Origin of the sequence: Microbacterium sp. NPDC091382 (genome assembly GCF_044757025.1) — a bacterium.
GTDB lineage: Bacteria > Actinomycetota > Actinomycetes > Actinomycetales > Microbacteriaceae > Microbacterium.
Genome location: NZ_JBIVUD010000002.1, coordinates 96762 through 118032, shown reverse-complemented (window position 1 = coordinate 118032; position 21271 = coordinate 96762). Strand labels below are relative to the sequence as shown.

The 21271-nt window shown below is 69.3% G+C and carries 22 protein-coding genes and 1 tRNA gene; 11 read left to right on the top strand and 12 right to left on the bottom strand.

What is annotated here, in order from left to right; genetic code table 11:
- Nucleotides 1–42 precede the first annotated feature (42 nt).
- From ACIQLK_RS07980 to ACIQLK_RS07970, 3 genes are all read right to left on the bottom strand, one after another.
- The gene (locus ACIQLK_RS07980) at nt 43–2355 is read right to left on the bottom strand and encodes a peptidoglycan DD-metalloendopeptidase family protein (protein ID WP_400364031.1); all 2313 of its coding nucleotides are present in this window, start codon (nt 2353–2355) and stop codon (nt 43–45) included.
- Nucleotides 2356–2463: 108 nt separating this feature from the next.
- Entirely contained in the window at nt 2464–2988 is a 525-nt protein-coding gene (locus ACIQLK_RS07975) for a DUF6264 family protein (RefSeq protein ID WP_400364030.1), read from the bottom strand.
- Nucleotides 2985–4019: a 4-hydroxy-3-methylbut-2-enyl diphosphate reductase gene (locus tag ACIQLK_RS07970; RefSeq protein WP_400364913.1), complete on the bottom strand. Its 1035-nt coding sequence runs from the start codon at nt 4017–4019 to the stop codon at nt 2985–2987. The genes ACIQLK_RS07975 and ACIQLK_RS07970 overlap by 4 nt, the downstream gene beginning before the upstream one ends.
- An 85-nt stretch (nt 4020–4104) precedes the next feature.
- Between ACIQLK_RS07970 and xseA the strand changes: the two genes are divergently transcribed.
- The 7 genes from xseA to ACIQLK_RS07935 are packed head-to-tail and all read left to right on the top strand — an operon-like array spanning nt 4105 to nt 9970.
- Entirely contained in the window at nt 4105–5394 is a 1290-nt protein-coding gene (gene xseA, locus ACIQLK_RS07965) for an exodeoxyribonuclease VII large subunit (RefSeq protein ID WP_400364028.1), read from the top strand.
- 10 nt (nt 5395–5404) lie between these two features.
- Nucleotides 5405–5626: an exodeoxyribonuclease VII small subunit gene (locus ACIQLK_RS07960; RefSeq protein WP_400364026.1), complete on the top strand. Its 222-nt coding sequence runs from the start codon at nt 5405–5407 to the stop codon at nt 5624–5626.
- Nucleotides 5626–6249 carry a DUF4245 family protein gene (locus tag ACIQLK_RS07955; protein WP_400364024.1) on the top strand — a complete coding sequence of 208 codons (624 nt, stop codon included), beginning with the start codon at nt 5626–5628 and terminating at the stop codon, nt 6247–6249. Before ACIQLK_RS07960 ends, ACIQLK_RS07955 begins: the two co-directional genes overlap by 1 nt.
- A complete protein-coding gene (locus ACIQLK_RS07950) occupies nt 6246–6884 on the top strand; it encodes a carbonic anhydrase (RefSeq protein ID WP_400364023.1) in 639 nt (212 codons plus the stop codon). Before ACIQLK_RS07955 ends, ACIQLK_RS07950 begins: the two co-directional genes overlap by 4 nt.
- Before the next feature lie 44 nt (nt 6885–6928).
- Nucleotides 6929–8326 (top strand): class II fumarate hydratase, encoded by a 1398-nt coding sequence (locus ACIQLK_RS07945; RefSeq protein ID WP_400364022.1) that lies wholly within the window; start codon nt 6929–6931, stop codon nt 8324–8326.
- A gap of 10 nt (nt 8327–8336) precedes the next feature.
- Nucleotides 8337–9317 (top strand): sensor histidine kinase, encoded by a 981-nt coding sequence (locus tag ACIQLK_RS07940; protein WP_400364021.1) that lies wholly within the window; start codon nt 8337–8339, stop codon nt 9315–9317.
- Complete coding sequence (locus tag ACIQLK_RS07935) at nt 9314–9970, top strand: response regulator transcription factor (RefSeq protein ID WP_400364020.1); 657 nt, start codon at nt 9314–9316, stop codon at nt 9968–9970. Before ACIQLK_RS07940 ends, ACIQLK_RS07935 begins: the two co-directional genes overlap by 4 nt.
- 76 nt (nt 9971–10046) lie before the next feature.
- Here the strand turns inward: ACIQLK_RS07935 and ACIQLK_RS07930 are convergent, their stop codons facing one another.
- The 3 genes from ACIQLK_RS07930 to ACIQLK_RS07920 all read right to left on the bottom strand — a co-directional run bounded on the left by ACIQLK_RS07930 (nt 10047) and on the right by ACIQLK_RS07920 (nt 13565).
- The gene (locus tag ACIQLK_RS07930; protein ID WP_400364018.1) at nt 10047–11402 is read right to left on the bottom strand and encodes a PhoH family protein; all 1356 of its coding nucleotides are present in this window, start codon (nt 11400–11402) and stop codon (nt 10047–10049) included.
- A 179-nt stretch (nt 11403–11581) separates the two neighbouring features.
- Nucleotides 11582–12730, bottom strand: a complete 1149-nt coding sequence (locus ACIQLK_RS07925) for an aminotransferase class V-fold PLP-dependent enzyme (RefSeq protein WP_400364017.1) — start codon at nt 12728–12730, stop codon at nt 11582–11584.
- A 49-nt stretch (nt 12731–12779) separates the two neighbouring features.
- Nucleotides 12780–13565 (bottom strand): isoprenyl transferase, encoded by a 786-nt coding sequence (locus ACIQLK_RS07920; protein WP_400364016.1) that lies wholly within the window; start codon nt 13563–13565, stop codon nt 12780–12782.
- A gap of 119 nt (nt 13566–13684) precedes the next feature.
- Here ACIQLK_RS07920 and ACIQLK_RS07915 point away from each other — a divergent pair, with 119 nt between their 5' ends.
- Entirely contained in the window at nt 13685–14389 is a 705-nt protein-coding gene (locus ACIQLK_RS07915) for a hemolysin III family protein (protein WP_400364912.1), read from the top strand.
- On the opposite strand, the gene ACIQLK_RS07910 is transcribed toward ACIQLK_RS07915, so the two are convergent.
- Complete coding sequence (locus tag ACIQLK_RS07910; protein WP_400364014.1) at nt 14361–14684, bottom strand: hypothetical protein; 324 nt, start codon at nt 14682–14684, stop codon at nt 14361–14363. The two genes, ACIQLK_RS07915 and ACIQLK_RS07910, sit on opposite strands and share 29 nt — an antisense overlap.
- Nucleotides 14685–14744: 60 nt before the next feature.
- On the opposite strand from ACIQLK_RS07910, the gene ACIQLK_RS07905 reads away from it, so the two are divergent.
- Both ACIQLK_RS07905 and greA read left to right on the top strand, forming a co-directional pair.
- A complete protein-coding gene (locus ACIQLK_RS07905; protein ID WP_400364012.1) occupies nt 14745–15149 on the top strand; it encodes a DUF4307 domain-containing protein in 405 nt (134 codons plus the stop codon).
- 71 nt (nt 15150–15220) lie between these two features.
- The gene (gene greA, locus ACIQLK_RS07900; RefSeq protein ID WP_400364010.1) at nt 15221–15700 is read left to right on the top strand and encodes a transcription elongation factor GreA; all 480 of its coding nucleotides are present in this window, start codon (nt 15221–15223) and stop codon (nt 15698–15700) included.
- 19 nt (nt 15701–15719) lie between these two features.
- On the opposite strand, the gene ilvA is transcribed toward greA, so the two are convergent.
- The 3 genes from ilvA to ACIQLK_RS07885 are packed head-to-tail and all read right to left on the bottom strand — an operon-like array spanning nt 15720 to nt 18770.
- Nucleotides 15720–16967, bottom strand: a complete 1248-nt coding sequence (gene ilvA / locus ACIQLK_RS07895; RefSeq protein ID WP_400364008.1) for a threonine ammonia-lyase — start codon at nt 16965–16967, stop codon at nt 15720–15722.
- A complete protein-coding gene (locus ACIQLK_RS07890) occupies nt 16964–18148 on the bottom strand; it encodes an AI-2E family transporter (protein WP_400364007.1) in 1185 nt (394 codons plus the stop codon). The genes ilvA and ACIQLK_RS07890 overlap by 4 nt, the downstream gene beginning before the upstream one ends.
- A 55-nt stretch (nt 18149–18203) precedes the next feature.
- The gene (locus ACIQLK_RS07885) at nt 18204–18770 is read right to left on the bottom strand and encodes a LemA family protein (protein ID WP_400364005.1); all 567 of its coding nucleotides are present in this window, start codon (nt 18768–18770) and stop codon (nt 18204–18206) included.
- Nucleotides 18771–18880: 110 nt separating this feature from the next.
- On the opposite strand from ACIQLK_RS07885, the gene ACIQLK_RS07880 reads away from it, so the two are divergent.
- Complete coding sequence (locus tag ACIQLK_RS07880; RefSeq protein WP_400364003.1) at nt 18881–19693, top strand: hypothetical protein; 813 nt, start codon at nt 18881–18883, stop codon at nt 19691–19693.
- 5 nt (nt 19694–19698) lie between these two features.
- On the opposite strand, the gene ACIQLK_RS07875 is transcribed toward ACIQLK_RS07880, so the two are convergent.
- A tRNA-Leu gene (locus ACIQLK_RS07875) sits at nt 19699–19771 on the bottom strand.
- 89 nt (nt 19772–19860) lie between these two features.
- Complete coding sequence (locus tag ACIQLK_RS07870; RefSeq protein WP_400364001.1) at nt 19861–21255, bottom strand: NAD(P)/FAD-dependent oxidoreductase; 1395 nt, start codon at nt 21253–21255, stop codon at nt 19861–19863.
- Nucleotides 21256–21271: the final 16 nt, after the last annotated feature.

Below are 21271 nucleotides of genomic sequence, written 5' to 3'. Positions count from 1 at the left end.
ACGAAGCCCCGGTCCGCGAGGACCGGGGCTTCGTCGTATGCGTCAGTATGACGCCGTGCCGAGGACATCCCGCGGATAGAGGGCGTACCTCACGCCGTCCACCGTGAACGCGGTGTGCAGGTGAGGACCCGTCGAGCAGCCCGTCGAGCCGACCGACCCGATTCGCTGACCGGCGGAGACGGTCTGACCGGCCCTCACCGAGAATGCGCTCAGGTGGGCATACACCTGGACGATCTTCGTACCGTCGACCGTCGAGGTGACGACGACCTCTTTCTGCTTCGAGGTGTTCGGCGCCCACGACGGGCATCCCGAGGTGATCCAGACCTCGCGAACGGAGACGGTCCCACCGCGCATCGCGTAGACCGGGGTCCCCGTCGGGGCCGCGATGTCGTCACCGCTGTGGCCCGAGTACGTCGTGAACGAGCCGTTGGGACGCAGCGGATATGCCCAGCCGTAACGACCGGGCACGGACGACCCGGCCGCGGTCGAGTCGGAGACCACCGGCATCCGCAAGCTGGTCCACACGTCTTTGCCCTCACCGTTCACCACGCGGACGATGCCGTCGTTGCCCAGCCGAAGGGCCGTGCCCCCGAGACCGGCCGTCTTGGTGGACCAGAGTGCGACATCGTTCTCATCGAGGAGCATGAGCTCGCCGTCGCCGGTGAACACGAGGGTGCCGTCGAGGGTTCCGGTGGTCTTCGCCGTCCGGACCAGGGAGTAGCCGCGCGTCACGGCGACGTTCCCGTCGCCCAGCATCTTGAACGCGTATCGCCCGTCCGGTGAGGTGAGCTGCACGCCGGTGCGGAGCGTCGTGCCCGGGGTGATCGTGTCGCCGAGCGACCAGGAGATCTTCTTCACGGCCGAGGTCTTCGTCACGGTCCGATAGTCCTTCTTGGTCGCCGTGACTGACACGGTGACGGAGCGACCCGCGGCCCATGTCGGAACCTGCCAGGTGGATGCCGTCGCTCCGGCGACCGCGCCACCGTCGACGCGCCACTGCAGACGCAACGTCGCCGACGAGGGCTGCCACTGACCTGTCTGCGCGGTCAAGAGGCTGCCCGCCTTCGACGATCCGCTGATCGTCGGAGTCGGTGCGGTCGTGAACGCTGCGAGCACCGCGATCCCCGCCGAGGTCCGTTGCACCGTCGTGTAACCGGATCGTGCCCCCGTGATGCGAACCGAGATGGTCTTCCCGGCGTCGCCCGCCACGGGACGGTACGTACGACCCGTCGCCCCGGCGATCGGGGTGCCACCGCGGAGCCACTGGTAGGAGAAAGTCACGGTTCCAGGGCCCCAGGTGCCGGGGACGGCGGTCAGCGTCTCCCCCACGGTGCCGGTTCCGGAGATCGTCACGGTGCTCGGCACGGTGAGCACCCGAGGCACAGCGACGCTCGCACTCGTCCGCGAAACGGAGGTGTAGCCGCCCTTCGTCGCGCTGACACGCACAGAAAGGGCGCTCCCCGCATCGGCGGCCACGATCTTGTATGACGACCGGGTGGCGCCGGAGATCGCCTTGCCACCGCGGAGCCATTGATACGTGATGGCTGCGGGAGTCGGCTTCCAGGCCGCGGAGGCGACTTTGACGGTCGCGCCCACCGAAACGGCTCCCGAGATCGCCGGAACCGGCGACGCGGTGAAGGCCCGACCGACGGTGAGTCCCGGGGAGGTCAGCGCGATGCCGGTGTAGCCGGGCTTCGTCAGAGTGACACGGACCGTGAGCGTCCGATCGAGATCGGCGCTCGTGGGGACGTAGATGTGACGCGTCGCGCCGGGGATCGACTTCCCATCACGCAGCCACTGCCACGCGAACGAGACCGGCGCGGGTCCGAATCCCGGCGCCGAGGCGGTGAGGGTGGCTCCGACGGTGGGAGCGCCGGAGACCTTGAGACTCCCGCGTACCAGGGCGCCCCGCGCCACGGTCGCCGACGCCACCGACGTCATGCTCGTCGTGCGGTACCCCGAGCGCGTCGCCGTCACGGTCACGCTCACGCGCTTGCCGAGCGCGCCGGCCGGGAGCGCGAACGTCCGGGAGGTCGCGCCGGCCACGGCGACGCCGTCGAGGCGCCACTGATACCGCAATGTCGCCGTCGGAGCCCAGCTTCCCGCGGCGGCCGAGACCGTGCCGCCCACTCGGAGAGTTCCCGTCACCGTTGGCCGCGGCGCCGATGTGAAGGCGCGCGCCGGAGTCGGTGTGGGGGTCGGTGTGCGAGTGGCCGTGGGGGTCGGGGACGGCGTCGTCGACACCGTGGCACCCGATCCCGCGAAAGCGGCGTTCGGGCCGGCGAGCAGCAACGCGAGAGACGCCACGGTCGCGACGGCGAAGGAGGCAAGCCTCCGGGGCGATGTGCGGTGCACGGTTTCCTCCCGAATGGAACACGCGAGGATGCACCCGCAGTGGGCACAAAAATACCAGGTCAGAGAGTTCCGACTCAACCGCTCCGACGGATGCGGGTCCGGCTGCGGTCAGCCTCCGAACGCGAGACCGCGCATGATCCCCTCATCGCCGAAGAGGGGGACGACGAGGCACACACTGACGATCCCGAACGTCACGATCGCCCCGACGAGCGGAATCCACCAACTCAGCCGCCCTCGCGCGAGCGACAACCACGCGAACCCCGCGGTGAGCAGCCATCCGACAGCGAAGACGGTGGCGGCGATACCGCCCCAGAGTGCGCCCTGCCCGGTGTTGGTGAATTCGCCCTCGACGCCGGCCACCGTCATCCAGGTCTTCGCGAACTCGGTGAAGTCGACGAGCTGCGGGATCGCACTGATCACCGTGATCAGCCCGTAGCCCAGGAGCGCCAGGGTGATCACACGATCCGCCGTCCGCGTTGGGCGAGCCGCCACCGTGGTTGCGGGTGCGGTCGGCGGATGCGGCGGATCGACGGCGGCCACCGGCTCCGGCACGGGCTTTCTGATGGCCGCCCGTTGCTCCTCCGGCGTCGCGTACTCCCCGTACTGCGGTCGCGGCCGGGGCTCGTCACTCACGAGCGGTGCCGCCCCCCGAGGGCGCGGTCGTCACGGCGCCCCGCAAGGTCCTGGCGGAGCTCCTTCGGGAGCGAGAACATGAGGTCCTCCTCGGCGGTCTTCACCTCGGCGACGTCGCGGTACCCCGCTCCGGCCAGGTCCTCGAGCACCTCGGTGACGAGCACCTCGGGGACCGATGCGCCCGACGTGACGCCCACCGTCTGCACGCCCTCGAGCCATTCCTGCTTGATCTCATGCGAATAGTCGACCCGGTAGGCGGCCTTCGCGCCGTACTCCAGGGCGACCTCGACGAGGCGGACGCTGTTCGACGAGTTGGCCGAGCCGACCACGATCACGAGGTCCGCGTCCTGAGCGACCTTCTTGATCGCGACCTGGCGGTTCTGGGTCGCGTAGCAGATGTCGTCGGACGGCGGGTCCTGCAGGTTCGGGAAGCGCTCGCGGAGGCGCCGGACGGTGTCCATCGTCTCGTCGACCGACAGCGTCGTCTGCGAGAGCCACACGACCTTGTCCGGGTCCTTCACCACCACGGTGTCCGCGTCCTCGGGCGAGTTGACGATCGTCACGTGCTCAGGAGCTTCTCCGGCGGTTCCTTCGACCTCTTCGTGGCCATCGTGCCCGATGAGGAGGATCTCGAAGTCGTCACGGGCGAAGCGGACGGCCTCGCGGTGGACCTTGGTCACCAGAGGGCACGTCGCGTCGATGGCCTGGAGACCGCGATCGGCCGCCGCGTTCACGACGGCGGGCGAGACGCCGTGGGCACTGAAGACGACGTGCGCCCCCTCGGGCACTTCGTCGACCTCGTCGACGAAGATCGCGCCCTGGGACTCGAGTTCGGTCACGACATGGATGTTGTGCACGATCTGTTTGCGGACGTACACGGGTGCGCCGTAGCGCTCCAACGCCTTCTCCACCGCGATGACGGCGCGGTCGACGCCGGCGCAGTACCCGCGCGGTGCGGCGAGGAGGACGCGCTTGTCTCCCTGGACGGGAAGGTCGACGAGCCGCCCGCGGGCTCCCGGGATACGGGGCATCGGCAGCGAAACGGCTGGTGAGGTCACCCCTCGATTGTACGAACCCCCGGCTGGGTGGGGGACGTGTAGGCCAAGATGGATGTCCGTGACCACTTTCCAGACCGAGGCGGGGGCCGTGCCTCCACCGGATGCGGTGCACCCTCGGGACTCCTCCCCCGAGACGCCCACGTCGGTCTCGCGACTCAATGAGACGATCCGCGACTTCGTGCAGAAGTGGGGTTCGGTGTGGGTCGAGGGTGAGATCACCGCGTGGAACCTCCGTGGCGGGCACGTGTTCGGCCGATTGAAGGATGCCGGTGGCGACGGGATGCTCTCGTTCCGCATGTGGTCGTCGACGCTGCAGCGCACGCCCGGCGACCTGAAAGTCGGGGACCGCGTGGTGGCCTGCGTCAAAGCGGACTACTTCACCAAGACCGGCGACTTCAGCTTCACGGTTTCCTCGATGCGCCATGTCGGACTCGGCGATCAGCTCGAGCGTCTCGAGCGCCTTCGCAGCACGCTGCGGGCGGAGGGACTGTTCGATCCGGAGCGCAAGAAGCCACTTCCCTTCCTCCCTCACATGATCGGCCTCATCACGGGCGAGCGCAGCGACGCCGAGAAAGACGTCCACCGCAACGCCGAGCTGCGCTGGCCCCACGTGCGCTTCCGCACGATCCACGCCGCCGTCCAGGGCGACCGCTGCGTCCCCGAGACGCTCGCCGCGCTCCGGGCCCTGGACGCCGACCCCGAGGTCGACGTGATCGTCATCGCCCGTGGCGGCGGCGATCCCCAGACCCTGCTGGGGTTCAGCGACGAGCGACTGCTCCGTGCGGTGGCCGCGGCATCCACCCCCGTCGTCTCGGCCATCGGACACGAGAACGACCATCCTCTCCTCGACGACGTGGCCGACCTCCGCGCGTCCACCCCCACCGACGCCGCCAAGCGCGTCGTCCCGGACGTGTCGGAGCAGCGCGCCGTGGTGCAGCAGCTGCGCAGCAGGGCGCGGACCCGCCTGACCCAGCGCGTCGCCCACGACATCACCGCCTTGGCGCAGCTGCGCTCGCGCCCGGTGCTGCGCGACCCCGAATCGATGCTGACGAGCCGCGCGCACGAGATCGTCGCGCTGTCATCGCGCGGCCGCGAGATGATGACCCGGCGATGGGATGCCGCGGCCCGCACGACGGCCGAACTGCGCGCGTCCCTCCGCGCCCTCTCTCCGGGCGCGACGCTCGACCGGGGCTACGCGATCGCCCACCTCGCCGGCGGAGCGATCGTCCGTGATGCGCACCAGGCGCCCGCAGGCACGGACGTGGTGGTGACGGTCGGACGGGGATCGTTCGCCGCGCGCTCCGCGGGCGAGGTGGCGGAGACGGATGCCGCCGGCACCGCGATCTAGGATGGGACACATGACGAGCGACGCCGGAGACGTGTCGGCCCTCTCCTTCGAACAGGCCCGCGATGAGCTCGTGCAGGTCGTCGCGAAGCTGGAGCAGGGATCGCCGACCCTCGAAGAGTCGCTCGCCCTCTGGACGCGCGGCGAGTCGCTCGCCGCGCGGTGCGAGGAGTGGCTCCTGGGAGCCAAGCGCCGTCTCGACCAGGCCCGACCGGACGGCGAGGCCGTGTCCTGATGGCTCGGCAACGCATCGTCGCCGAGTTGGGACGACCCGAGACGCCGGAAGAGACCGCGGCGCGCAAGGCGGCTTCATCGGAGCGCTACCGGTCGAGCAAGACCTTCCGGAACCTGATCGCCGCACTCATCGTCTGCCTCGGGATCATGGCCGTCGTCTATCTCGGCGTCCCCCGGGGAACACCCGCCGACATCCCCGAAGCCGACGTCGCCGCGTCCGCCGCACAAGCGGAGAAGACTGCGGGACACGGAGTCGTCGTCCCCGAGGTCCCGGACACTTGGCGCCCGAATTCGGCGCGCGTCGAGGGTGGCGAATGGCGGATCGTCTACGCGCCCGCGCGCGGATACGTCGAGGTCACGCAGTCCTTCGACTCTCCCGAGGGCTGGGTCTCGCGCAAGCTGGGCGGCTTCGCATCCACCGGCGCGACGACGATCGACGGTATCGAATGGGACGCCTACGAACTCCCGAGCCCTGTCCAGGGGATCGATTACGCGCTGGCCACGACGGTGGGTTCCGACACCGTGGTCATCGGCCTCGCAGAGTCCACCGACCGCGCGGCGGCCACGACCGTGGCGGAGAGCCTCGGGAACCAGATCCGCACACTTCGAGAGGAGGCGCGATGAGCGCCGACCCGACTCCGTCCGACGTCTGGGCGTCGATGCTGGCGGGCAACCGTCGCTTCGTGTCCGGCGAGCCGCAGCATCCCCGCCAGGACGCCGAGCGCCGACACGAGCTCGCGCACGTGCAGCGACCGACCGCCGCTCTGTTCGGGTGTTCGGACTCCCGACTGGCCGCGGAGATCATCTTCGACGAGGGTCTGGGCGACCTCTTCGTCATCCGCAACGCGGGTCAGGTCATCTCGGACTCCGTCGTCGGCAGCCTCGAGTACGCCGTCGCGGTCCTCGGTGTGCCGCTCATCGTGGTCCTCGGGCACGACGAGTGCGGTGCCGTCCGCGCCGCGATCGAGTCCACCGCACCGGATGCGCCCGCTCTCCCGGCCGGGATCTGGCGCCAGGTCGCGCCGATCGTCCCGGCCGTGCGCCGCGTGCTCAAGGCCTCACCCGGAACGACGGCCGCGACCGTGGACGCCGAGGAGGTCGGACGGGAGCACCTGCGCGACACGATCGCCGGCATCCTCCACTCCTCCGAGCTCATCAGCGAAGCCGTCGCCGAGGGGCGCGTCGCCGTCGTCGGGGCGAACTATCGCCTGGCGGACGGCACCGCTGTGCCCGACGTGGTCGTCGGCGAAGCCGGCTGACCCACTTTCCCCCGACCACACGCGAAACGAGGACGTGAACGACCATGACCGATGAGACCGACTACCGCATCGAACACGACACGATGGGCGAGGTGCGCGTGCCGAAGGACGCTCTCTACGCCGCGCAGACCCAGCGGGCGATCGAGAACTTCCCCATCTCCGGGTCGGGCCTCGAATCGACGCAGATCGCGGCGCTGGCACGCATCAAGAAGGCGGCTGCTCTCGCCAACAAGGAGCTCGGCACCCTCGACGGCCCGATCGCCGACGCCATCGCGTGGGCAGCTGACGAGGTCGTCAGCGGAGCCTACGACGCGCACTTCCCCGTTGACACGTACCAGACCGGGTCGGGCACCTCCTCGAACATGAACATGAACGAGGTCCTCGCGACGCTCGCGACCCGCAAGCTCGGCGGCCCCGTCCACCCCAACGACCACGTCAACGCCTCGCAGTCGTCGAACGACGTCTTCCCGACGTCGGTCCACATCGCCGTGACGCAGGCCCTCATCGACGACCTGATCCCCGCCCTCGACCACCTCGCCGTCGCCCTCGAGGAGAAGGCCGAGGCATGGAAGAGCGTCGTCAAGAGCGGACGCACCCACCTGATGGACGCGACTCCCGTCACGCTCGGCCAGGAGTTCGGCGGCTACGCGCGGCAGATGCGCCTCGGTATCGAACGCGTCCAGTCCGTCCTCCCCCGCGTCGGCGAGGTCCCCCTCGGCGGCACCGCGGTCGGTACCGGCATCAACACGCCCCTCGGCTTCCCGCAGAAAGTGATCGAGCTGCTCGCGGCCGAGACCGAGCTGCCCATCACCGAGGCGAAGGACCACTTCGAGGCGCAGGCGAATCGTGATGGTCTCGTCGAGGCGTCCGGCGCGCTCCGCACCATCGCCGTGTCGCTCACGAAGATCAACAACGACATCCGCTGGATGGGTTCGGGGCCCAACACGGGACTCGGTGAGCTCCACATCCCCGACCTTCAGCCCGGCTCCTCGATCATGCCCGGCAAGGTGAACCCAGTCGTCCCCGAGGCCACGCTCATGGTCGCCGCCCGCGTCATCGGCAACGATGCGACGGTCGCGTGGGCCGGGGCATCCGGCTCCTTCGAGCTGAACGTCGCGATCCCCGTGATGGGGACCGCGCTGCTCGAGTCGATCCGCCTCCTGTCCAATGCGATGCGGGTCCTCGCCGACAAGACCGTGTCGGGACTCGAAGCGAACGAGGAGCGGGCGGCTGCCTACGCGGGCATGTCGCCGTCGATCGTGACGCCGCTCAACAAGCTCATCGGCTACGAGGCCGCCGCCAAGATCGCCAAGCACTCCGTCGCCAAGGGGATCACCGTCCGCGACGCCGTCATCGACCTCGGGTACGTCGAGCGGGGCGAGCTCACCGAGCAGCAGCTCGACGAGAAGCTCGATCTCCTCTCGATGACCCACCCGGGTTGATAATCGGAGCGTGAACAGCGCCGCCGCACCACCGCGACGGGGCACGCCGGGGCTCGGGATCCTTCTCGCCGTCGCCGCCGCGGGCCTCGTCGGCGCGGGTGCGGCGGCGTTCGTCGTCGTCCTCCTCGTCGCACCGGAGGCAGCCGGCTGGACGGCTCTGGCGTGGCTCGTGGCAGCCGTGCCGGCGCTGGCGGGGATCGGAGTCGTCGGCTGGGCCGTCCTGGAGCGACGCGGGCTCGCCGCCGCCAACACGTCGGACTCCATCGAGGGCGCGTTCGAGAGCCAGCAGCGACTGCTGGACGATGTCCGACATGAATTGAAGACGCCCATCACGATCGTCCGGGGCCACCTGGAGATGATGGATGCCGCCGACTCCGGCGACGTCGAGGCGATCCGCTCCCTGAGCATCGCGGAACTCGACCGCATGACGCGATTGATCGGTGACATCGATGTGCTCGCCGCGGTCGAGGGCGGACGGCTCTCCCGCGGTGACGTGGATCTGGCCGCGCTCACGCAGCGGGTGTTCGAGATGGTCGGGGTCATCGGCGACCACGCGTGGCGCGTCGAGCAGTCGGCCGAGGCCGTCGTCCGCGCGGATGGAGATCGCCTCCTGCAGGCGTGGGTGGCGTTGGCGGACAACGCCGCGAAGTACTCGCCTGCCGGGACGGCTATCGAGATCGGCAGCGCGGTCAACGCCGCCGGAGCCCAGCTCTGGGTCCGCGACCACGGTCCCGGCATCCCCCCTGCCGTCCGTCACCGCATCTTCCGCCGTTTCGACCGGGGCGCTGGCAAACGTCACATCGGCGGGTCGGGGCTCGGGCTCGCGATCGTCGACGTCATCGCCAAGGCCCACGGCGGACACTGCGCCGTCGCGGACACCCCCGGCGGCGGTGCTACCTTCACCCTGGAGATACCGATCGGCACCAGGGGGACGCTGCCATCCCCCATCCGCGCCGGCGACGTGCTGCTGCAGCGAGAGGCCACCGAATGACCCGCATCCTGATCGTCGACGACGAGCCGCACATCGTCTCACTCGTCTCCCGCGCGGTCCATGCCGAGGGCTACGAGGCCGTGGGCGTCGACGACGGCCCCGACGCCCTGGAGATCGCACTCGCGGGGGACATCGACCTCATCGTGCTGGACGTCGGGCTGCCGACGATGGACGGATTCGACGTCCTCCGCGAGCTCCGCGGGGCGGGCCAGACGACGCCGGTGATCATGCTGACGGCGCGGAGCGGAACCCACGACACGATCGAGGGACTGGATGCCGGGGCGAGCGACTACGTCCCGAAGCCCTTCGCCGTGGCCGAGCTCATGGCGCGCGTGCGATCGCGCCTGCGGGACAGCGCGGCGAACGCGCCCACCTCGATCACGCGCGGAGACGTGACACTGGACATCCTCGCCCGGAGCGCCAGCGTGGGCGGTCGGGAAGTGGAGCTCTCGTCCCGCGAGTTCGCGCTCGCGGAGCAGTTCGTGCGCAATGCGGGAGAGGTGCTCACCCGCGAGGTGCTGCTGAGCCGGGTGTGGGGTCTGGACTTCGATCCGGGCTCGAACGTCGTAGACGTCTACGTCCGCTATCTGCGGGCCAAGCTCGGCGCGGATCACATCGTGACGGTGCGCGGCGAGGGCTACCTCTGGGAGTGATTCCGTAACCCTGGGGCACCGCTGCCACAGGACACCCCCGGTCAGCGACCGGGGGTGTCCTGTCTCGCCGGGAGCCTCAGCTGAGTTCGCCGGCCTCCAACAGGTCCGTGACCAGCGCGGCGATCGCCGAGCGCTCCGAGCGTACGAGCGTGACGTGTCCGAACAGATCGTGCCCCTTGAGGGTCTCGATGACCGACGCGATGCCGTCGTGACGCCCGACCCGCAAGTTGTCGCGCTGGCCGACGTCGTGGGTCAGAACGACGCGGGAGTTCTGCCCGATACGGCTGAGGACGGTCAGCAGGACGTTTCGCTCGAGGGACTGCGCCTCGTCCACGATGACGAATGCATCGTGCAGAGAGCGCCCGCGGATGTGCGTGAGCGGCATGACCTCGAGCATCCCGCGCGCCACGACCTCCTCGAGGACGTTGCCCGTCACCACCGAGCCGAGGGTGTCGAACACCGCCTGCCCCCACGGGTTCATCTTCTCCTGCTGATCCCCCGGGAGGTAGCCGAGCTCCTGACCGCCGACGGCGAACAGCGGACGGAAGACGATGATCTTCTTCTGCTGCTGCTGCTCGAGCACCGACTGCAGGCCGGCGCAGAGCGCGAGCGCGGATTTGCCGGTACCGGCGCGTCCGCCGAGCGAGACGATCCCGACCTCGGGATCCAGCAGCAGGTCGATCGCGATCCGCTGCTCCGCCGACCGACCGTGCAGACCGAAGACGTCACGGTCGCCGCGGACCAGCTTGTACGCCCCGTCGCCGGTCACGCGGCCGAGGGCGGACCCCCGCTCGGAATGGATGACGAGGCCCGTGTTGACCGGGAGGCCACGGACGTCCTCGCTGACGCCGACCTCGCTGTCGTAGAGGTCGCTGACCTCGTCGCCCGAGAGATCGATCGACGCGATGCCCGTCCACCCGGAGTCGACAGCCTGCTCCGCGAGGTACTCCTCCGCGTTCAGGCCGAGCGATGCGGCCTTGACTCGCATCGGGAGGTCCTTCGACACGACGGTGACGGCCTGGCCGTCCTGGCTCAGGTGCATGGCCACCGACAGGATCCTCGTGTCGTTGTCGCCCAGCCGCATCCCGGCGGGAAGCACCGAGGGGTCGGTGTTCGTCAGCTCGACGCGCAGGGTCCCGTCCGCGCCCACGGGGACCGGGAAGTCCAGCCGGCCGTGCTCGACGCGCAGTTCGTCGAGGTGGCGCAGGGCCTGACGGGCGAAGTAGCCGATCTCAGGGTCGTGGCGCTTGCGCTCCAGTTCCGTGATGACGACGACCGGCAGCACGACGGAATGCTCGGCGAAACGGAACAGCGCGCGCGGATCGCTCAGCAGGACGGAGGTGTCCAGCACGTACGTGCGGAGTTCCTGGTCCTGAGCCGCCTCCGCGGACTCGTGCTGGTGACGCTGCTTCTCAGGTGCTCGTGTGGCCACAACCCACTCCCGCCCCGGGTGGGAACCCACCCGGCAGTCACGAGTCGACCAGGGGTCACGAGTCGTGAGAGGCCGACTCGAACGGGCGCTTTGCCCGTTGGGATGAACCTAGGGTCGCCCGACGACACTGCACCGTCGCGACACGCCGCATGATGTGTCCGAGACGTGAACACTCCGTGTCAGGGCTCGAGCGGGAGCGGTGTCGGGGACGGCATGACGACGGCGCCGGCGCCCGAGGCCGCCAGCGCGGCATCCAGCAGACCGAACGCGTCGTCCGAGGTCCCCGCGTGAGGCGAGATCCGGATGATCCCGCCGCGGACGGTCGCGGTGACGCCGGCGTTGACCAGTTCCGCCGCGATGGCACCCGCGCGCGCCGGCTCGGGACTCAGCGCGACGATGCCGGCATGCCGGTCGCGATCGGTGATCACCGGAATGCCGCGGGCATCGGCGATCTCCATCACGCGGCGAGCGTTCTCGGCGACGCGCGCGGCGATCGTCGGGACCCCGGCATCCGTCATCTCGCGCAGGGCCGCGCTGAGCCGTCCCGCCGCCTGCGGATCGGGCCGCGAGATCGCATAGGCGGCGGCTCCGGCGCGGGCCTCCCCCACCTCGGGATCGCCCAGCTCTCCGGCCGTGCCTGCGACGCCTGCCAGGACCGGGGTGATGCGTTCGCGGGCGCGTACCGAGAATCGGGCGAACCCGGTCCCCCGGCCGGCGCGGACCCACTTGTAGCCGTGTCCTGCAACGACATCCGCCGCCGCCCAGTCGACGTCGACCACGCCGAACCCCTGAATCGCGTCCACGATGAGCAGGCGGTCGCCCACGACGTCGCGGAGGGCGGGGAGGTCGGCGACGTAGCCCGTCCGATAGTCCACGAGACTGACCGCGACAGCCGTGACCTCGTCGGTGAGGGCGTCGCGGACGACATCGGGCGTGACGCGCGCGGTCGACCGATCGAGCTCGCGCACGCGCACCCGCCCGCGGAGGTCTGCGGCGCGTCGCGCGGCGACGGGGATGGTGGGGTACTCGTTCGGGGACAGGAGAACCGTCCCCGAGAGCCCGAACATCGCGTGGAACATCGCATCGGTCGTGGATGGGGCGAGGACGACCTCGTCCGCATCCGCACCGAGCATCGAGGCGACGAGTGTGCGCGCTTCGTCGACGTGCGCGGCCACGAGGTCGATCCCGGAGGGCCGACCGGACGCCGAGAGCTCCTCATCGGCACGCGCCTCTTCGCGGACCGTGGCCGACAGCGGCCCGAACGACGCCCAGTTGAGGTACCCCCTCTCGACGTCGAAGCCGGCGAGGTAGGACTGCAGATCACTCACTGACGGATTTTCCCACGGATGCCGTCGGCCGCCGCCCCGCGCAGCGGCGTCACCCGCCGAATCGACGGTCGCGGTCGCCGAAGTCGCGGATCGCGCGCAGGAAGTCCACCTCGCGCAGATCCGGCCCGAGCGCTTCCACGAAGTAGAACTCGCTGTGCGCGGACTGCCACAGCAGGAAGTCGCTCAGACGCTGTTCCCCGGATGTCCTGATCACGAGGTCGGGATCCGGCTGACCGCCCGTGTAGAGGTGCTCGCCGATCTGCTCGGGCGTGAGGCTCTCGGCGAGTTCGGCGAGGGACCCGCCCTTCTCGTTGTGCTTCGCGATGATGCTCCGCACTGCATCGACGATCTCCCCGCGACCGCCGTAGCCGACCGCGAGGTTGACGTGGAGTCCCGTGTTCTCGCGCGTCCGCTCCTCCGCCGTCTGGAGGGTCGCGGCGAGATCCGGCGGCAGGATCTCAGCTCGGCCCACGTGCTGCACGCGCCATCCGGGCTCCTGCGAGAGCGTCCCGGCGAGGTCGGCGATGATCTCGATGAGATCGGAGAGTTCCTGCGAATCGCGCTTGACGAGGTTGTCCGTCGACAGCAGATACAGCGACACGACCTGGATGCCCAGTTCTTCGCACCATCGCAGGAACTCGTGCATCTTCGCGGCACCTGCGCGATGACCGTGGGACACCGTCGTGAAGCCGAGCTGCCTCGCCCACCTGCGGTTGCCGTCGATCATCATCGCCACATGGTGCGGGACCGTCCCCGCCTCGATCTCCCGCCGCAGTCTCGAGCTGTACAGGCGGTAGAGCAGCCCACGGCCTTGAGTCGAGGATGCGCGGGTCACAGGGATACGCTACTCCGCCCGTACCGTCGGAGCCGGACCGCCTCGTATTCAGCGTCCGGTATGGCTGCACGCGTAGGCTCGGCCGAGTGACCCGACACCGTGCCGACGATGGAGCTGAGATGCCCCAGCTGCCCCTTCTCGACGCGGCGGCGGTCGACAGCCGGGTCGAGTTGCGGCCGACGTGGCGCGGGTGGATCCACGCCGGGACGTTCCCCGTCGCGATCGCGGCGGGGATCGTGCTGATCGCTCTTGCACAGGGCACGCCTGGCAAATGGGCGGCCGCCGTGTTCATGGCGACCTCCCTCCTGCTGTTCGGCAACTCCGCCCTGTACCACCGCTTCGATTGGGGCCCGCGGACCAAGATCGTCTTGAAGCGCATCGACCACGCCAACATCCTGTTGCTCATCGCAGGGACGTACACACCGATCGCGACGTTGGCGCTCGCTCCCCCGCAGGGAACTCTGCTGCTCGTGCTCGTGTGGTCGGGAGCCCTGCTCGGCATCCTCTTCCGCGTCTTCTGGATCAACGCGCCGCGGTGGCTCTACGTCGCGCTGTACCTGCTCCTGGGCTGGGCCGCGGTGATGTACCTCGGTGATCTGCTGCGAGCGAGCGTGGCGATGATGGTGCTCGTGATCGTCGGCGGTCTGCTGTACACGGGCGGTGCGATCATCTACGCGCTCAAGCGCCCCAACCCGTGGCCGGGGCACTTCGGATTCCACGAGATCTTCCACGTCTGCACCGTCCTGGCATTCCTGTGCCACTGGGCCGCATGCCTGCTGATCTCGCTGGCGCCGCTCAGTCCCTCGCTGGGCCTTCCGGGCTGACCTCTCCCGGCGCGCTCGTGTCGCCGTCGGAGGCGTCGTCATCCGACGAACCGTCGCCCCGGGCGGCGGCTTCCTCGGCGTCCAGCATCTCGGTCACGTCCGTCCGGTACTGAGCCCGACGGATACGGCGGAGCATGTCGATGGCGAGAAGGACGATCACGATCGCCACCACCGCGATCGCGATGAAGCCCGCGACGCCGGGCGTCACCGATTCGGCGGGCGGTCCCGTGGGTGTCGGCGAAGGTCCGGTCGGGGTGGGCGACGGGATGGCGGCGAGCCATCGCAGATCCGGCATGTGACCTCATTCCTCAGCCAGAGCGAATAGCCTGGGATCCCAGCCTAGAACGGATGCCGCATGACCCTGACCGACGTCGACCGCAAGCTCGCGGAGCGGTACGGACGCACACGGTCGGCGACGTCACGCCGTCTGACCTGGGTGATCGTGGCCGCGGTCGCCGTCGCCGCCACGGGCCTGCTCGCGTGGTCGACGGTGTCGAATGCGCTCGACTCGGTGGACGCCGACTCCACGGGGTTCACGCTCGTCGACGAGCACACCGTCGAGGTGAGTTTCCAGGTGTCGATCCGACCCGACACGAGGGTCGCGTGCGCACTCGAGGCCCAGGATCCCGATCACGGCATCGTCGGCTTCAGGGTCGTCGAGCTGGCGTCCTCGGACGACCACACCCGCAGCCTCACGGAGCGGATTCCGACGACCGCCGAGGCGACGACGGGTTTTGTCCGCTCCTGCTGGATCCTCTAAGCTGAAGGCTCTCGCGCCCCGGTGACTTGCCGGGGCGTTTGGCTTACCCATCGACCGCACCGGGAGATCACGTGTCCGAGACGTTCCTGACCCAGGAGGCCTACGACCGCCTCGCCGCCGAGCTCGAGGAGCTCTCGACGACGGGCCGCGAGGAGATCGCCAAGCGCATCGAGGCCGCCCGCGAAGAGGGCGACCTTAAGGAGAACGGCGGCTACCACGCCGCGAAGGACGAACAGGGTAAGCAGGAGGCGCGCATCCGTACCCTCCAGCAGCTGCTGAAGGACGCGAAGGTCGGCGTCGCCCCCGAGTCCGACGGCACGGTCCAGTCGGGCACCGTCGTGACGGCCGTCGTCGCCGGTGGTGAGGAAGTCTTCCTCCTCGGCAACCGCGAGATCGGCGCGAACAGCGAACTGGACGTCTACAGCGAGGCATCCCCCCTCGGCGAGGCCATCATGGGCCTCCGCGAGGGTGAGAAGACGAGCTACATCGCGCCGAACGGCAAGGAGATCCCGGTCGAGATCGTCAAGGTCGAGACCTACTCGGGCCAGTGATACACGGGCGCCGGCACGCTCAGTTCGGGACGACCGTCGGAGCGTAGCCGGCGTCCTGCAGGATCGCCAGGACCTGAGCCCGATGCTCCTCACCGCGCGTCTCGACGCTCAGCTGGAGGATCACCTCGCTGATCTGCAGTCCCTGACCGTGCCGCGTGTGCAGGACCTCGATGACGTTCGCGCCGACGACCGACAGCAGCTCCGACACGCGCGCGAGCTGTCCCGGACGGTCGGGCAACGGGACCTGGATGGTCATGTAGCGCCCGGATGCCGCGAGCCCGTGCGCGACGACCCGTTGCAGCAGCAGCGGGTCGATGTTCCCGCCCGAGAGGATCGCCGCGGTGGGACCGGACGCGCTCACCTTCCCGGTGAGGATCGCGGCCACGCCGACGGCTCCGGCGGGTTCGACGACCTGCTTCGCCCGCTCGATGAGGACCAGGATGGCGCGTGCGATGTCGTCGTCGCTCACCGTGACGACCTCGTCGACGAGATCCCGGATGATGTCGAACGGTATGGTGCCCGGCCGCTTGACGGCTATCCCGTCCGCTATGGTCGGCGACACGTGCTCGGCATCGACGGGACGACCCGCGACGAGCGAGCCGGGGTAGCCGGCGGAGTTCGCGGCCTGCACGCCGATCACGCGGATCGTGCGTCCCTCCGCCGCGGCACGGGCCTTGACCGCCGCGGCGACACCAGCCGCCAGGCCGCCTCCGCCGATCCCGACGACGACCGTCTCGAGGCCGGCGATCTCGTCCATCAGTTCCAGACCGAGTGTGCCCTGCCCGATGATGATGTCGTGGTTGTCGTAGGGCGGGATGAAGACCGCCCCCGTGCGCTCGGCGAACTCCTGCGCGAGGCGAAGGGGGGTCTCGACGGTCGCGCCCTCGAGGATCACATCGGCGCCGTATCCGCGCGTGGCGAGCAGTTTGGGTACCGGTACGCCGAGCGGCATGAAGATCGTGGCCGGGATGCCGAGGGTCTGCGCACCGAGTGCGACCCCCTGCGCGTGATTGCCCGCCGACGCCGCCACGACGCCGCGCGACCGCTCCTCCTCCGTCAGGCGTGACAGACGATAGGTCGCCCCACGGATCTTGAACGATCCTGTGCGCTGGAGATTCTCGAGTTTCAGATGCACCGGCGCGCCGAGGACACCCGAGAGGAACTCGGAGTCCTCCACGGGTGTCCGCGAGACGACTCCCGCCAGTTCTGTCGCCGCCGTCTCGAACTCCGCCAGCGTGGGGGCGGCGATTCCGGTCCGTTCGCTCACGCGCTCGTCCTCCTGCTTCGTGGCACGGTGCTCCAGATCAGATCGTCGGGTCCGGGAGCCATCGGCCTCTGCCACCCTCGTCGCGAGAGGTAGAGCCAGACCACGTTGACGAAGGCGGCCAGCGGCACGGCGAAGACGGCGCCGGCGATTCCGGCCACCATCGCACCGCCGGCCACGGCGAGGACGACGGCGAGCGGGTGCACCTTCACTGCGGCACCCATGAGGAGCGGCTGCAGGATGTGTCCTTCGACCTGCTGGACGCCCAGGACGATCACCAGCATCCACAGCGCGATCCACGGGCCGTTGTAGACGAGGGCGAGGAACACGGCGAGAGCACCGGTCAGCACGGCTCCGACGAAGGGGATGAACGCGCCGAGGAAGACCAGGACACCGATGGGGGCGGCGAGGGGAACGCCGAGGAGAGCCGCCCCGACACCGATGCCGATCGCATCGATCGTGGCGACGAGCAGCTGCGTTCGTGCGTAGGTGATGACCGTGCGCCATCCCGCCCGTCCGGCACCGTCCACCGCCGCGCGAGCGCGGGAGGGGAACAGCCGGACCACCCAGCGCCAGATACCCGCTCCGTCCGCGAGGACGCAGATCAGGATGAAGAGGGTGAGCAGGATCCCCGTTCCCACGTGTCCGAGCGTCGATCCGATCGCGAGGGCCCCGGACCACAGCAGCTGCGCCTGCTCCTGGAGCATGCCGAACCCCTGCCGGACCGCGTCGTCGATCTGACCACCCGTGAGGTGCAGCGGTCCCTCGATGAGGTAGTCGCGGAAGTCTCCGATGCCGGCGATGGTGCGGTCGCGAACGGAGGCCGCATCCCGCGTGATCTGCCAGATCGCCACCCAGAGGAGTCCCGTGATCACGGCGATGGTCAGGAGCAGGGTGATGATGAGCGACAGCCACCTCGGAAGGTGCCGCACGAGAAGGGAGAACAGCGGCCAGACCAGCGCCGTCACGAGGATCGCCGCCAGGAGCGGGATGATCAGCAGCCGCAGTTGGATGACGATCCACACGACGACGGCGATCGCTGCCGCCAGAACGAGGAACCGCCAGGCGTAGGCCGTCGCGACCTTCAGACCGCGCGGGACCGTTCCCGACACGTCCGTGGACACGGTGCGGGCTCGCAGCGAATCGAGGAATCCGCTTCGGGGTCTGTCGTCGGTACCGCTCACTGGCTCATCCTAGGACGCTGTGCCCCCGAGCACGTCGTCGCCCGCCTCGGGACCGTCAGAACTGGATCCGAGGCGGCTCGGCGATGGCCGCGCCGTCCACGACCTCGAAGAACTCCCGCTCCCCGAAACCGAGTCGCCGGGCGAAGAGGTTGTTGGGGAAGACCTTGATCTTCGTGTTCAGCTCCCGCACCCCACCGTTGTAGAACCGTCGCGAGGCCTGGATCTTGTCCTCGGTGTCGACGACCGCCTGCTGCAGCTGCAGGAAGTTCTGGCTCGCCTGCAGCTGAGGGTAGGCCTCGGCGACGGCGAACAGCGACTTCAGCGCCTGCTGCATGTGGCCTTCGGCCACACCTGCGTCGGCAGGCGTCGTCGCGGTGAGCGTCTCGGCGCGCGCGTGGGTGACATTCTCGAAGACCGCCTTCTCGTGGGCCGCATAGCCCTTGACCGTCTCGATGAGGTTCGGCAGGAGGTCGGCGCGGCGCTTGAGCTGGACCGTGATGTCGCTCCACGCCTCATCCACGCGCACAGCGAGGGCGACGAGGGAGTTGTAGGTGGCCCAGAGGTAGACGCCGACGATGACGATGAGGGCGAGGACCACCAGGACCGGGATGAGGTATTCCATGAATCTCCGATCGATAGCCCCCTCATCCTAACGACGCGCATGCCGTGCGTGCGGACCCAGCGGGCCTCTTCCCAGACGTTGCACACGCGGCGCGCCTGTAGGGTCGCTGTGTGACGGGTCTGCGTACGCATCGCTCTCTTCGGCTCGCTCTGGTCGCCGTCGCGGTGGCGATCGCGGCATCCGTCCTCCTCCAGGTCGCGGCGGACGGCTGGGTCCTGCTGCCGTCGATCAGCGACTACTTCTACTCCCCCGCCCGCGGCGTGTTCGTCGGCGGACTCACCGCTGCCGCCGTCGCTCTGCTCGCACTGTCCGGCCGCGACGCGGAGTCGATCATTCTGGACGTCGCCGCCGTGTTCGCACCGCTCATCGCGATCATCCCCACCGGTTACCGCGGTCAGCCGTTCGTGCCGGCGGACGTGCTCCCGACCGTCCGCAACGGCGTCGGTGTGTACATCGCGATGGTCGTCGCCCTTCTCGTGCTCGGCGTGGTCCTCGCGGCACGGGGCGAGGTGGCATGGCGGCGCGTCGTCGTCGTCGGGGGCACGGCGGGTGCGGTGTCGATGGCACTCGCGATACTCGCATTCGCGCCGACGCTGTCGGGGGCGTTCCCGTTCGCGGGCGGAGTGAACCTCCACCTCGTCGCGACCGTCTGCTTCTTCGCCATGTTCGCGGCGATCCCCCTCGTGACCGTCTTGAGCTCAGCGGAACGGACGGCGCGGGTCTTCCGCCGGATCTACCTCGCCGTCGCCGTCGCCATCGTGATCGCGCTGGTGCTCACGATCGTCGCGGGCGTCGTCCGTCCCGAAGCAGGCGGCGTGCTCCTCGGCGAGACGGCCGCGCTCGCGGCGTTCGCGGTGTTCTGGACGACGCAGACGATCGAGCGGTGGCGGGATGCCGATCCACCCAGCATCCTCGCTGCATGAGCCCGTACCCCCACTGGGACTCGAACCCAGACTGAAGCGATTTTAAGTCGCCTGCCTCTGCCATTGGGCTATGGGGGCCCGTGGCCAGGGTATCCCGGCGCAGCCGTCACGCAGAGCGACCCCCGGTCCGGCGGATGCCGTCGCGGGGGTCACTCGATGCGGTGCGGTCAGCTCGCGGCGACCTTTCCGGTCTTCTCCGCTGCGACCGACTTCGGGTCGATCGGGGGATTCTCCGGAGCGGCCGGGCGCGGACGCGCGGCGAACTCCTCGAAGACCTGGCGCGGGTTCTGCAGGGTCTCGGTCGACACGTTGTCGCGGCCGAGCCAGAAGTTCTGCCACCAGTCGCCGACCACCCGGAACTTGCGCTCGAACGTCGGCATCGCCAGGCCGTGGTAGCCGCGGTGCGCGATCCAGGCGACAAAGCCCTTGAGGGCGATCTTGCCGGACTGGAAGACACCGTTGTACAGGCCGAGGCCTGCGACGGCACCGAGGTTCTTGTGGAAGTACTCCTTGGGCTCCTCGCCGCGCAGCACCGCCACGACGTTCTTCGCGAGCAGCTTGCCCTGACGGACGGCGTGCTGGGCGTTCGGCACGCAGAATCCGCCTACGCCACCCCCGGAGAGGTCGGGCACGGCGGCCACGTCACCGGCGGTCCATGCGCCCTCGACGAACTCCTCGGGCGTCCCGACGCGCAGGTCGGCACGGGCACGCAGGCGACCGCGCTCCTCGACGGGGAGGTCGCCGCCGCGCACGACGGTCGGGTTGGCCATGACACCGGCGGTCCAGATGATGAGGTCAGTCGGAATGACCTGACCGGTGGACAGCTCGACGTTGCCGTCGACGGCGCCCTTGACCTGGGTGTCGAGGTGGACGTTCGCCCCGCGCTTGGCCAGATCCTTGAGCACCCACTCGCTCGTCTTCAGCGACACCTCGGGCATGATCCGACCCATGGCCTCGATGAGGTGGAAGTGGGTCTCGTCGAAGGAGATGTTCGGGTAGTCCTTCAGCAGCGCGCTGGCGAAGGCACGCGTCTCGGCGAACACCTCGATGCCCGCGAAGCCACCGCCGACGACGACGACCGTGAGCAGACGCTCCCGCTCGGGTCCCGGAGGCAGGCTCGCCGCGCGGTCGAAGTTCGTGAGGATGCGGTCGCGGATGGCGACGGCCTCTTCGATCGTCTTGAGACCGATGGCGTTCTCGGCGATGCCGGGGATCGGGAAGGTGCGCGAGACGGCGCCCGCAGTGACGACGATCTGGTCGTACTGCTCCTGCCACGGCTCACCGAGTTCAGGGGTGATCGTGGCGGTCTTGCTCGCGTGGTCGATCCCGGTCACCTTCGCGATGACGACCCGGGTGCGCTTGAGGTGACGACGGAGACCGACCACGACGTGGCGGGGCTCGATCTCGCCGGCCGCGACCTCGGGGAGGAAGGGCTGGTACGTCATGTAGGGAAGCGGGTCGACGATGGTGACCTCGGCCTCACCCTTGCGGAGGTGCTTCTCGAGCTTCCACGCGGTGTAGAAACCCGCGTAGCCGCCTCCGACGACCAGGATCTTGGGCACAGTGGTAGTCACAGTC

Bases quoted from the DNA above. Each gene is read 5' to 3' on its own strand.
- ACIQLK_RS07970 (WP_400364913.1), bottom strand. From the start codon at position 4,019: ATGCCCCGTATCCCGGGAGCCCGCGGGCGGCTCGTCGACCTTCCCGTC.
- ACIQLK_RS07960 (WP_400364026.1), top strand. From the start codon at position 5,405: ATGACGAGCGACGCCGGAGACGTGTCGGCCCTCTCCTTCGAACAGGCC.
- ACIQLK_RS07955 (WP_400364024.1), top strand. From the start codon at position 5,626: ATGGCTCGGCAACGCATCGTCGCCGAGTTGGGACGACCCGAGACGCCG.
- ACIQLK_RS07950 (WP_400364023.1), top strand. From the start codon at position 6,246: ATGAGCGCCGACCCGACTCCGTCCGACGTCTGGGCGTCGATGCTGGCG.
- ACIQLK_RS07945 (WP_400364022.1), top strand. From the start codon at position 6,929: ATGACCGATGAGACCGACTACCGCATCGAACACGACACGATGGGCGAG.
- ACIQLK_RS07935 (WP_400364020.1), top strand. From the start codon at position 9,314: ATGACCCGCATCCTGATCGTCGACGACGAGCCGCACATCGTCTCACTC.
- ACIQLK_RS07915 (WP_400364912.1), top strand. From the start codon at position 13,685: ATGCCCCAGCTGCCCCTTCTCGACGCGGCGGCGGTCGACAGCCGGGTC.
- ACIQLK_RS07910 (WP_400364014.1), bottom strand. From the start codon at position 14,684: ATGCCGGATCTGCGATGGCTCGCCGCCATCCCGTCGCCCACCCCGACC.
- ACIQLK_RS07905 (WP_400364012.1), top strand. From the start codon at position 14,745: ATGACCCTGACCGACGTCGACCGCAAGCTCGCGGAGCGGTACGGACGC.
- ACIQLK_RS07885 (WP_400364005.1), bottom strand. From the start codon at position 18,770: ATGGAATACCTCATCCCGGTCCTGGTGGTCCTCGCCCTCATCGTCATC.